Annotated in this window: 10 protein-coding genes, 1 pseudogene and 1 riboswitch; of the genes and pseudogenes, 5 read left to right on the top strand and 6 right to left on the bottom strand. The window is 70.4% G+C overall.

The genetic code is table 11. The features are described from left to right. Positions 1 to 96: 96 nt before the first annotated feature. Complete coding sequence (locus tag ABD374_RS04185) at positions 97 to 1,107, bottom strand: LacI family DNA-binding transcriptional regulator (RefSeq protein WP_344490797.1); 1,011 nt, start codon at positions 1,105 to 1,107, stop codon at positions 97 to 99. Between the two features lie 192 nt (positions 1,108 to 1,299). On the opposite strand from ABD374_RS04185, the gene ABD374_RS04180 reads away from it, so the two are divergent. After that, positions 1,300 to 1,437, top strand: a complete 138-nt coding sequence (locus tag ABD374_RS04180; RefSeq protein WP_344490794.1) for a hypothetical protein — start codon at positions 1,300 to 1,302, stop codon at positions 1,435 to 1,437. Between the two features lie 311 nt (positions 1,438 to 1,748). On the opposite strand, the gene ABD374_RS04175 is transcribed toward ABD374_RS04180, so the two are convergent. Beyond that, positions 1,749 to 2,945 carry a cytochrome P450 gene (locus ABD374_RS04175; protein WP_344490791.1) on the bottom strand — a complete coding sequence of 399 codons (1,197 nt, stop codon included), beginning with the start codon at positions 2,943 to 2,945 and terminating at the stop codon, positions 1,749 to 1,751. Then, a complete protein-coding gene (locus ABD374_RS04170) occupies positions 2,935 to 3,648 on the bottom strand; it encodes a cyclodityrosine synthase (RefSeq protein ID WP_344490788.1) in 714 nt (237 codons plus the stop codon). Before ABD374_RS04170 ends, ABD374_RS04175 begins: the two co-directional genes overlap by 11 nt. Positions 3,649 to 4,472: 824 nt before the next feature. Between ABD374_RS04170 and ABD374_RS04165 the strand changes: the two are divergent. Continuing rightward, positions 4,473 to 4,811, top strand: a pseudogene (locus ABD374_RS04165) (hypothetical protein); the annotation flags it as partial. A 336-nt stretch (positions 4,812 to 5,147) separates the two neighbouring features. Here ABD374_RS04165 and ABD374_RS04160 read toward each other — a convergent pair. Further along, entirely contained in the window at positions 5,148 to 5,813 is a 666-nt protein-coding gene (locus ABD374_RS04160) for an aspartate/glutamate racemase family protein (protein WP_344490785.1), read from the bottom strand. A 643-nt stretch (positions 5,814 to 6,456) separates the two neighbouring features. On the opposite strand from ABD374_RS04160, the gene ABD374_RS04155 reads away from it, so the two are divergent. The 3 genes from ABD374_RS04155 to ABD374_RS04145 all read left to right on the top strand — a co-directional run bounded on the left by ABD374_RS04155 (position 6,457) and on the right by ABD374_RS04145 (position 9,271). Beyond that, the gene (locus ABD374_RS04155; protein WP_344490782.1) at positions 6,457 to 7,011 is read left to right on the top strand and encodes a hypothetical protein; all 555 of its coding nucleotides are present in this window, start codon (positions 6,457 to 6,459) and stop codon (positions 7,009 to 7,011) included. 346 nt (positions 7,012 to 7,357) lie between these two features. Next, positions 7,358 to 7,518: riboswitch (cyclic di-AMP (ydaO/yuaA leader) on the top strand. A gap of 2 nt (positions 7,519 to 7,520) precedes the next feature. Beyond that, complete coding sequence (locus ABD374_RS04150; RefSeq protein WP_344490780.1) at positions 7,521 to 8,273, top strand: transglycosylase SLT domain-containing protein; 753 nt, start codon at positions 7,521 to 7,523, stop codon at positions 8,271 to 8,273. Positions 8,274 to 8,872: 599 nt separating this feature from the next. Further along, positions 8,873 to 9,271 (top strand): hypothetical protein, encoded by a 399-nt coding sequence (locus ABD374_RS04145; protein ID WP_344490777.1) that lies wholly within the window; start codon positions 8,873 to 8,875, stop codon positions 9,269 to 9,271. Between the two features lie 86 nt (positions 9,272 to 9,357). Here ABD374_RS04145 and ABD374_RS04140 read toward each other — a convergent pair whose 3' ends face one another. Next, positions 9,358 to 10,341: a pectate lyase family protein gene (locus ABD374_RS04140; protein WP_344490774.1), complete on the bottom strand. Its 984-nt coding sequence runs from the start codon at positions 10,339 to 10,341 to the stop codon at positions 9,358 to 9,360. 110 nt (positions 10,342 to 10,451) lie between these two features. Continuing rightward, entirely contained in the window at positions 10,452 to 11,456 is a 1,005-nt protein-coding gene (locus ABD374_RS04135; protein ID WP_344490770.1) for an arabinan endo-1,5-alpha-L-arabinosidase, read from the bottom strand. Positions 11,457 to 11,512 lie beyond the last annotated feature (56 nt).

Below are 11,512 nucleotides of genomic sequence, written 5' to 3'. Positions count from 1 at the left end.
ACAGCCGGTTGTGGTCGACGGAGCACAGAAAGCACTCGGGCCCCGGCGCCTGAGCGGCGCCGGGGCCCGAGTGCCGGAAGCCCGGAAGTCCAGGCGCTATGCGGCGGGCGGCTGGGCCGTCGAGCCGCGGACGACCAGCTCCGGTTCGAAGAGAAGCTCGCCGGGGTGGGTCTGTGAACCCTGGATCTGGGCGCAGAGCAGCTCGACTGCGGCTCGCCCCATCGCCTCGATGGGCTGCCGCACCGTCGACAGGGGCGGCTCGGTGCAGTTCATGAAAGCAGAGTCGTCGAACCCGACGACCGAGACGTCCGAGGGAACCGTGAGGCCCCGCCGACGGGCAGCCCTGATGGCCCCCAACGCCAAAGGATCACTCGCGCAGACGATTCCCGTCACCCCGCGTTCCAGCAGACGGGATGCGGCCGCCTGGCCCCCCTCGAGCGAAAACATCGACCGCTCGACGAACTCCTCTGCCAGCTCCCCGCCGGCCGCCTTCGCCGCCACCCCGGCGGCCTCCATCTTCCGACGCGACGGAATGTGATCAGCGGGGCCGAGAATCAAACCGATTCTTTCGTGTCCGAGCGAGGCGAGATGGCGCCACGCCTGCTCGACGGCGACCGCGTCGTCGCAGGAGACACAGGGGAAGTCCAGTCCCGCGATGGGCGCGTTGATGAGGACTACCGGGATGTTGCGTTCGGCCAGCTGTCGGTAGTGGGCGTGCGGGGCGTCGGCCTGCGCGAACAAGCCGCCCGCGAAGACGACTCCGGAGACCTGCTGCTGGAGCAGCAGCTCCACGTAGTCGGCCTCCGAGACCCCGCCCTTGGTCTGTGTGCACAGCACAGGCGTCAGCCCCTGCTGTGCCAGCGCGCCCCCGATCACTTCCGCGAACGCGGGAAAGATGGGGTTCTGGAGCTCAGGCAGGACGAGTCCCACAAGGCGCGCACGCTCGCCCCGCAGCTGTGTGGGCCGCTCGTATCCCAGTACGTCCAGCGCCGTCAGTACGGACTGCCGGGTCGCATCCGAGACCCCGGGCTTGCCGTTGAGTACCCGGCTGACCGTGGCCTCGCTGACTCCCACCTTCTTAGCCACCTGAGCAAGTCGTCGCGTCATACACGCAAGGCTAACGCAAAACACGCAAGGAAATTGCATCACTTTCCCTGCGAGCTGCACGGACCGGGTTCAGCTGGGAGTCAACAGGTCACGAGGCCAGGAGAGCCCACCGGATCATCAGTGCTCTCGTGATGCTTCGCCGCAGGGAACTGACCAGCGGACGCCATCATCGCCACTGCCGAAGGGGAAGACGTGTGGTCACTCGTCCACGGCCGCGGCCTCAAAGCCCTCCTCCAGGAACACCTCGGCATCGACGCTCTCACCGGCCTGCCGAAACCCCCACCCGGCCGGGAAACCCGCGGCGTCCGCCGGCTGACCGCTCCGGAATGAGGTGCGGAGTCCTCTCGAACAGATGGTGCCGCAAGCAAGCCGGAGCAGACCGGGGACGACGAGGTGGTGCCTGCTGCCCGGTCGGGCCCGGTCGGCCGGCGAAGGCCCGGTGCGAGCCCCCTTCTGATACGCCCGTCGCTGCCGACAGCGCCTGGGCGGCCGCGCCGGCAGCGACGGGGTCATGGCTCCCACAGGTCATCGGGTCGCTTGTGACGGCAAGGGGCCGCGGCCGACTCCTCGGTGCCCGCCGCGGCCCCTCCCCCTCTATGCCCTGCCGGCCCGAGAGGCAGCCGTCCGATCGCTGGGGCCGATTACCACATCACCGGCAGGCGCTCCGGAATCCGCTTCATGAAGCGGGTCCGCCACACCAGTTGGTCCACCGGAACCGCGAGCCGCAGCTCGGGCATCTTGTCGAGCAGCGTCTCCAGTGCGATCTCGGCGTGCTTCTTGCCGAGTGCGGTGGCCGGGCAGTAGTGCTGGCCGCCACCGAAGGACAGGTGCGTCGAGTTGTTCGGCCGCTCCAGGTCCACCTTGTGCGGGTCGTCGAAGGCGTCCGGATCGAAGTTGGCGCCCTCGACCAGGACCAGTACCAGCTCGCCCTTCCTCACCAGCGCGTCGCCCAGCTGGATGTCCTCCGTGGCCAGCCGCGGCAGACCGTCGGCGATGGACAGGTTGATCCGCAGCAGTTCGTCGACCGCCGCCGGGATCTTCGACCGGTCCGCCAGCAGCTCTGCCTGGAGCTCCGGGTGCTGCATCAGCGCGAAGACCGCCATGCTCAGGAAGCCCATGGTGGAGATCACGCCGGCGCCGAAGAAGGTCACGCCGACCGTCGCGAGCATCTCGTCGGTCAGGTGCGCGTAGTCCGGGTCGTCACGCAACGCGGCGAGCTCGGCCATCAGCCCGGTGGTGGCCGGGTCGTCCAGCCGCTCCACCATGTAGGCCATGTCCCGGTCCCAGTTGAGCTTGGCGCCGGTGACGGGGCAGGCCGAGTTCATGAACGCGATGTCCAGGCTGGCCGCCAGTTTCGGCGCGTCCTCGAACGGGATGCCGAGGATCCGGCAGTGCAGCGCCTCCGCATAGGGGTTGGTGAACGCCGCGCGCAGATCGGCCGGTGCGCCGGTGGCGATGATGCCGTCGATCAGCTCGGCGGCGTGCGCGCGCATCCAGTCCACGAGGCCCTCGGACTTCGGATTGATCGCTTTGAGTACGGCCTTGCGCAGGCCGGCGCCGGTGATGTTCCCCATGTTGTTGACGACCTCGGGTGGGATCGTCAGCGCGTACTGCCGGGGCACTCCGGGGGCCGAGGTGTCCTTCAGGCTGAATCTCGTGTCCTCCAGCACCTGCTTGCACAGGGAATAGGAGGACACCAGCCAGGCCTCGTCGCCCGCGATCGTACGGACCTTCTTGACCGGCTCGGCGCGAAGGGCCTCGATCTCCGCGGGGAGCCGGTCACCGCGCCAGTCGAACGGGAAGTCGATCAGCGTCTCGGGCAGCGTCTCAACGGACATCGGGGGCTCCTTCGGCGGGCGTGATGATGGCGTGACCCTGGTTGCGGGAGGCGCGCAGCCCCGCGCCTCGGGAGTACAGCAGCTCGGCCATCGGCAGGAGCTGGTGGTAGCAGTTCAGCGAGGACGGGACCCCGAAAATCGCGGGGGTGTCCAGGAAGAGCGGCGCCTCGGCACATATGTACTTCAGGCAGACCTCGCGCTGCCGTGCCGTACTGGACTTCCTGTCCGACTTGGTGGACAGGAAGTAGTCCGCGAGCTCCTCGCAGATCCCGCGGAACTCGTCGTCGATGTCGAGGAGTTCCAGTATCCGGGTGTGGATCTCCCGGTAGGCCGGATTGTCGGTGAACTCGGACAGGGCGCGGGCCCGGACCCGGCCGTCGCCCGGGTCGAGGGCGGACGCCGCGTTGTTCACCTTGGCCCGGACGCCGCGCAGGTTCTTGACCGCCTTGCGCTGGGCGTCGACGGGGTCGTACCCGAAGGCCTCGTACATCTCGGCCACATGCAGGTCGGTGTAGAGGATGTCGACCTCGCGGAAGTGGTCGACCCCCCAGCGGCCGAGATCCAGGACCCGCCGGGCGGAGAAATAACTGTTACCGGGTGAGATCCCGATGAGGGCATGATCCGCCTCGGCGTGAATCACCTGGCAGTGCGGAGTGTAGGGCTGAACCCTGAAGAGTCCGGTGGTGGTGGTTGTCGCTGTCACAGCAGTCAACGTCGTCAACGGAGAGTGTCCTCCGCGTCGCTAGTCCCGATGGAGCCTCGTGCTCCTGGTGTGGCGACGACGCCGTGAAGTTAGCGATCGAACACGGAGCGTGTCAACGCCGTCTCATGAGGCGCGAGTTGCCGCTGGACACCCCCTTCCATCGGCGGCCCCGTACGCCGGAGGCGTACCGATGGCTGAACCTGGCCGCCCTCGCCACTTGGCCGAATCCCTGCGTGGAGGCGGTTGTGGCGTCTTGGACTGGTGAGGTGCAGGTGTCGCGTGTGGCGCGGAATGACAGCTTCCATGACATCTTCCGGACGACATGCGACATCGTTCCGCCATCTGCCGTATGCCTGTTATTCATCTACCGTTGACGGTCCAGGCGCAGGCAAAAATGTTCACGCCTCAAAGAACCGGCTTACGGCCAGGCGGAACACCCTTGAGAGGGTCGATCCGGCTTTCTCTCGTCATCCTCCTCGGGCCCGTCGGGACAGGCCCCCGTGGTTCTCGCCAGTTCTCGCCAGTTCTCGCCGAAAAACAACGCTGAGGAGCCGACCCGCGAGGGGTCTTGGGGCGTAGTGGCCCGGAGGTGGCTGGTGGTGGTTCAACAGACCGCCGCGCGGACGAGGACGCGTTCGGTGCCCGGTCCGGATCGGGTGGGGTGTTTCGCCGGGTACGGCCCTGTCCGTTGCCGGCTCCTGGTGGTCCTGGTGGTGTTCTGCCTCTGCTTGCCGGAGACGAAGCCCGATCCGGAGAGCCCTCCGTATCGATGAGCTCGCAGCGAATCGAGGCCGGCGCCCCGACAGTGGACCTGGACGGCGGGGGGGCGCCGACCCGCGCAGATCACGCTGGACCTGGGCGTACCCGCCCCGGGCATCGCGGAGGCCGTCCTCGCCCGGTCCCTGTCCGGCCCCACCGGTCTCACGCGGGCTGCGTCATCCGGGCGGTGTTCCTCGACCGGGTCAGGGCCGCTTACGGTGCCGACGCCGGGGTTCTCGGCGGCGTCGGCGTACTACGACGCGCCGCGCGCGGAGCGGCTGTCCGCGGCCCTCACCCGGGGGCAGCGCGGCTTCTTCGGGGCGCGCACCTGCCGGCGCACCGACCGCGAGGATTCGTTCCACATCCTCTGGGGCGGTGACCGGTCGGCAGCGCCCGCCGGCTGATCAGACCTCCGTGGGTCCCGGAGCCGGCTCGGGATCGGGTACGGGCTCGGGTCCCGGGGGCTTCGGGATCGGATCGGGCCCCGGCTCGGGCGGAACCGGCACCGGTCCGGGCCCCGGGCCCGGCAGGGGGCCCGGGTCGGGGCCGGGCAGGGGCGGGCCGGGGGGAGGGGTCGGCGACGGCGGTACGGGATCCGGGTACGGATGGGTCATGGCTGGCCTCCTGCCTGTCGTGCGACGGGGTCAAGACCCACTTTCTCCCTCTGCGGCTGCCCCCGCCCGCCGGGGTCACACATCCGCGTACGGGTGAACCGGAACGACCGGTACCGGCGCCCGCCGTCACCGCTGCCGGACGGCCGCCGCTGCCGCGCGCAGACCGGGTCCCGGGCTGGAGAGCACGGGCACGGCGGTGCGGTCGTCGCGGGTGCGGGCGGTCGCGTCCGCCATGGACGCCTGGGCCAGCACCACCACGTCCACTCCGGTGATCGCGTCGACGGTCCGGGCGACGCGGTCCAGGTAACCGTCCCGGTCACCGTCCTCGAAGTGCTTCCACGCGCCTTCGGCCGGCACGGTGCGAATGTCGGCCCGCCGCTCCGCCGCGTCCGCCTCCTCCCTGATCAGGTCGCACGTGGGCCCGAAGGTGCTGTCCACCGTGGCGACCACCGCTATGCGGACCGTGTCGCGCTCCGGCGCGGCGGCGACAGCCGCGGCCGCCATCGGACGGTCCAGGCGCAGCACGGGGACACCGAGCCGCGCGCCGTACGCCTCCGCCACCGCGCCGATGGTGGAGCACGTGCAGAGCACCACCGTGGCCCCGCCCTCGCCGACGGCCGCGGCGAGCACCGCGGCGACCTCGGAGCCCGCGGCGCCGGGCCCACCCGAGCGGGCCCTGGCCAGCAGTTCCTCATGGACCACGTGGCGCATTTCGAGGCCGGGGTGCTCGCGGTCGCGCAACACCTCGAAGACGGGGACGTGGGCGGGCGAGGTGTGCAGCAGTGTGAGCATGCTCGCGATCCTAGGGGCGCGACCGGGACGTGCCCCCGGGGCGGAGCGGCCCGGAACGGTCCGGCGGCGGTGTCAGTGACGGGCGCCCGGGGTTTGTCCTGCCGATCAGCGCAACATGGAACTGACGGATCATCTGGAGATTGTCTGCCGCGGTCTGCGAGTGGTGGCTGTGCGCGTTGGGCGCCCCCCTTCCCGTACCTCTTCGCCTTCTCCCCCTCGCCGTGCAGGAGACGCTGCCGCCCAGTGGAGAGGCGGCCCGCTCCCCGCAGCAGGATCAGGACGTCGACCGGGGCGGGTGGCCGGCCCTGCGGCTGCCCGCCCTCGTCGGCCGCGTCGCCGCCGGGGCGAACTGCCTGGACCCCGGCCCCTCGGCCCGGGTGGGTGAGCCGCGCTGCCGGCCCTGCCGGGGATCGCCGCCCGGCTCGCCTGCCGCACCCCGGTGGGCGAGCCGCCGCGCCGCGCGATCGGCGCGGCGATATCCCGGCTGTGTGAGGAACCGACAGCGGGGCCCGGCCCGCTCACGCTCTTCTCGCCGCAGAGCAACTCCCTTATGGGGGGGAAGCCCCTTCCACCGGGGCGCTCACCGCCCACCCGGCGGTCACAGAGGTGAGCGGCACGACGTACGCCGTGCCGTCATCTGCGCGTGGATCCCGCCGCGCCCAAGGGGCCTGACGATCCGTTGCCGGAGTCCCTGGACGGCTGCCCCGACTCCGCGCTCCCCTCCCAGTGGCTGCCCAGCCCTTCCGGGCTGCCCGCCGTGGCGGGTCTGCGGCTGCTGCTGAGCGACGGCTTCGCCGCACTCGGGGAGCATCTGGCCGCCGACGGTGACCGGGCCCCGGGCTGGGAGCAGCGCCCCGCGCGCTCGGTGCCGCATCCGGTGGAGGAGTGCGCCGCGGTCTGCGGACTGGACGAGGACGCCGCGGCGCTCCATTGGAAGCCGGTCCGCTTCAAAGCTGCGGCGGCCGAACTGGGCGGGTCGGGGCTGGTGTTGCGCGCGGACCGGGCGGGGGCGGGCCGCTCCCTCTTCCTGCCGGGCACCCGGCAGGGGCGCAAACCGACGCGCCTCCCCGCAGACGCGTCGAAGCCCGTCCTGCTGCCACCGGCCAGGGAACACCGGTCGACGACACACCCGGTGGCGGTGCCCTCCGGTCCGCTGCCCCTGCATTTCGCGGATGCGTGGGAGGGCCGTAACGGGTGAAGGCGGCCGGAGAGAGCCGCGAATCCACCCAATGTCATATAGGTCTAAATCGCCTTATCGCATGGCATATAGCCTGCCGGTCGAGGCGGTTGGGCGCCCGCCCCTGCCCGGCGGAGCACCCCAAGTGATATGAGTCACGGCCCGCAACGGCATGGCTGAAGCGGTACTGGGCACAGTTCCGGCCCCCAGAAAGAAAGTTGAGTCCTCGCTCAAGGCGAGTGACGGATTTTTCTCCGTCCGGAACCGCGATATGGATCATGCGGAGCAATTTCAGGGCTTGTTCCGCCCGGCCACTCTCGCTTACGGTCACCGTCAATCCGGGTGGACCGCCGAATCCTGCCGCCGTCCGGAAACCACACCCACTCACGTACGGCAGGAGCGGGGGACCCAGGTAAGCCGCCGTTCCGGAATTCCGGAACGGCTCGGGGTGAAGTCGCATTCACATGCGGCCGGGCATCTCCAGCCCGAACCCGACAGCTCACCTCGCAGGCGACGGAGAGGAATTCACCATGCCCGCAAAGGGTAAGCACCGCCGTTCCAAGTACGCCTCACTCACTCGGGGCTTCATCGCCGCGGGTACGGGAGGCGCCGCACTCGTCCTCCCGCTCCTCGGCGCGACTTCTGCCGGCGCGGCGCCGCAGGCCGTCGCCGTCGAGAAGGCCGACTCCGTCATCTATGCCGTGATGTCCGGCGACTCGCTCTCCAAGATCGCCGGTGACCACTCCGTGGCCGGTGGCTGGGAGAAGCTGTACCAGGACAACCGGGAGGCCGTCGGCGACAACCCCTCGCTGATCCGTCCGGGCCTGGAGCTGACCATCGCCAGGGGGACCGAGGCCGAGGCCGAGAGGCCGGCGTCCTCCTCCGACCGGGCCGACCGTTCCGAGCGGAAGACCGCGCCGGCCGCCGAAAGCGACGCCCCCGCCGTGGAATCCGCGTCCTATTCCAACGACCTCGACGGCTGGATCAAGGAATCGCTGGCCATCATGGCCAAGCACGGTATTCCCGGTACGTATGACGGAATTCACCGGAACATCATGCGCGAGTCCTCGGGCAACCCGATGGCCATCAACAACTGGGACTCCAACGCCGCCGCCGGAACACCCTCCAAGGGTCTTCTCCAGGTGATCCAGCCGACGTTCCAGGCCTATCACGTGCCCGGTACGTCGCTGGACAGTTACGACCCTGTCGCCAATATCACCGCCGCGTGCAACTACGCCGCCGACAGGTACGGCTCGATCGACAATGTGAACGGCCCCTACTAGGAGGCCCGCGTCGTCGGCCCCGCTCCCCCGCCGTTCAGGCGACGGGGCGGGGCCGACGGCGTCCTCCGTCCGGGTCGCGGCCGGTCAGGTTCCCGCCGGGCCGGGGCGGGCAACCGCAGCGGCCCGGCGGCAAGCGACAGGCGCACTGCGGCGGCGGGACGCGGAACATACGGGTGAGGTGGGCGAGGGGCACCACGCCGCGCCCCAGCCGGACGAGCCCCAGGGCGAGTGCCTCGCCGTCGGGCGGGGGAGAAGCCGAGGGCGGTGTCGAACGGCTGCACCGGGGTCCGCGGTCGCACACCGTGCCCGGCAAGCAGCCAGACACTCGGATGCCCCGGCGAGCTCGGCGGGCTGCCGCACGCGGGAGCCGTCCAGCGTCTCGACAGCCTCCCGCAACGGCTCGTGCGACCCGGTGCCCGAGCCGAGCGGCGCCCGCCGGCTGCCCGCCCTCGACCCGGTACGCAGCCGGACAGCTCTGGCCGTGGACCTGGGCCTGCTGGTGTCGGGTGAGCGCCTGCCCGGCACGGCGCACATCGCCGCCGTCCTCGGCGTGGCCGAGATCACCGTCCGTCACCCCCTGGTCCCGCCGTGTGCCGGCGGTGTCCTGGAACGCCGGCACCGACGCCGACGCGGGCGGGGCGGCAGCGCCCCGGTCTCCGGGCACCGTTCTCGCCACCGACGCCCACCACCCGGACCCGGAGGCGGTGCCCCGGCTGATCGACCACCGGCTCGTCCTGGAGTGCGGCATCACCGGCCGCGCGGCCGACCGAGGCGGCCGGAGCCCCGTCGATCGCCGTCGCCTGCGGCCCGGTGCCCGCGAGCTCCAGCACTCCTACCCGCCGTACCCCCTGGACACCCTGCGCTCCTCCCGCCACGAGCACCGCGCGCTCCTCGACACCCTGCGCCGCCGGGACGCGGTCGCGGCGGAGGTGGTGGCGCGGCAGCATGCCGAGGTCCTGCACCGCACCGTGCCCATCGGCCTGCTCGCGGACCGCTGAAGGACCACGCGCGTACTCCGGCCCCCCTTCCCCACCGCTGACGGGCCGCCACCCGCTGCCTGCGGGTGGCGGCCACTGTGCGCCGGTCAGCCGATCCGGCCGGTGCCCGCGCCCGCCGTCACCGAGGAGACGACGGAGGAGGCCGGCTCCGCCGTGTAGCTGTACGGCGGGTTCGTGAAGGAGCCCGTACGGGATATCTCGGTCGCGGCGCCTCCGAGATCGTTGCCGCGCAGCACCGCGTACCCGTCGACGTCACTGCTGCGGCTGGTGGTCACGGCGAGCTTGGTCGTACGGAAGACGTTGTTCTCGACGAGCATCTGCGCGCCCATCCGGGAGTGCACGGCGGTGTCGGCGCCCTGTACGTAGTTGTCGTAGAAGTGGCCGGTGCCGAAGCGCAGGCTGGGGATGCGTGAGAAGACGTTGCTGAAGTGGTTGTGGTGGTACGTCACGCGCAGGCGCCCGGTGTCCTCGGCCGCGTTGTTGTCGCTGTGGCCGACGAGGCTGCCTTTGAAGTGGTCCTTGAACGTGTTCCAGGACACGGTCACCGCGTCGGACGCGTGCGTGATGTCCAGAAGCCCGTCGTAGTAGTCCTTGTCGCCCTGGTTGCGGTCGGCGGAGAAGGCGTTGTGGTCGATCCACACCTTCGTGGACTTCTGGACGGTGATGCCGTCGGCGGGGGCGACGGGCTTGCTGATGTTCAGGTTGCGGACGACGACGTTCGTCTTCTCCTTGATCCGCAGCCCGCCGCCGGTGAAGCCGGAGGACGAACCGACGCCCAGGACGGTGGTGTGGGAGCCGATGTCGACCTGTCCGGACAGCGGGATCAGGCCGGACACCTTCACGACCTTGGCCGAGTCGCTCGCGACGGCGGCCTTGAAGGCGGCGAGTGTGGAGACGGTGGTGGCGGGGGCGTTGCCGCCGCCCGTGGTGCCGGCGCCGAAGCCGATGGGCGCGGCTTCGGCGGCGCCCGCCGAGCCGGGGGCCAGGGTGGTGAGGGCGACGGCCGCCGCGCAGCCGGCGGCGAGTGCGGCGAGACGCCGCGGGGTGGCGGGGGTACGGAAATCGCTCATGAGGGGGGCCTTCCCTGGGTGGGGGATGAGCGGGTGAGGTGAGCCGGGCTCGCGGAGGACCACGCGGCCCGATCCCGGTGTCCGTGCGTGGTGGTGCCGTCGTTCTGCCGTCAGTACGCGGTGGGCCAGCCGCCGTTCCAGCTCAGCAGGTTGAGGCCGAGCTTGGGCGTGCCGGCGTCATTGCCGTCGTAGTAGTGGTAGACGAGCAGGTCGCCGTCGGTGTCGGGCATGATGTCCTGCCCACCGGGGCCGATCACCGAGCCCTGGGACGCCATGACCACGGTGCCGCCGTCGTTGTTCATCGCGACGCCGTTGCGGTCGTAGTACGGCCCGGTGGGACTGGTGGCCCGGCCGACCTTGATCTTGTACGTGGAGGCGGTGCCGCTGCAGCAGGTGTCGTACGAGGCGAAGAGGTAGTAGTAACCGTTCCGCTTGACCACGGTCGGACCTTCCACCGCCCTCGCCCCGCTGGGCCGCGAGGCGAGCGAGTGCCGGGTGGTGTCCCCCGCGTACTGCTTGCCGGTCCCGGGATCGAGGCGGATCATCTTGATCCCGCTCCAGTGGGAGCCGAAGGCCAGCCACCACTTGCCGTCGCCGTCGACGAACAGGTCCGGGTCGATGGCGTTGTAGTCGCTGCCGGAGGTGGAGGAGTGGACGATGCCCCGATCGCTCCAGCTGCCCGGCAGACCGGTCGAGGAGGTGGCGAGGCCGATGGCGGAGGTGTTGGAGCCGAAGCTCGAAACGGAGTAGTACATCAGGTAGCGGCCGCCGTGGTACGAGATGTCGGGCGCCCACGGGTCGTTCGCGGACGAGTAGCGTGACCACCAACTCGGCGGCGAGGAAAGGGCGTTGCCGTTGCGGCTGAAGGCGGTGCGGTCGGTGGAGGTGCGGGACTCCAGATAGCCGTGCGTGGAGTAGAGCAGGTACCGGCCGTCCGACGTGCGGAGCATGGTCGGGTCGTGGACCACCACGTCCCCCGTGACCCTTCCGGGACCGGGGTAGGCGGAGGCGCTCGACGGCGTCAGGGCCAGCATGACGGCGGCGGGCAGGGCGAGGAACGAGGTTCTGCGCAGAGTGCGGCTCACGCGCTTCTCCTTCGGCTCGGTGACACACATGACACACTGTTCGAAATATCGAACAATGATCGCGACTTCGGACGCGATTCCGGGCC

Source organism: Streptomyces enissocaesilis (assembly GCF_039533765.1).
GTDB classification, from domain to species: Bacteria; Actinomycetota; Actinomycetes; order Streptomycetales; family Streptomycetaceae; genus Streptomyces; species Streptomyces enissocaesilis.
This window is presented reverse-complemented; position numbering and strand designations above follow the sequence as displayed.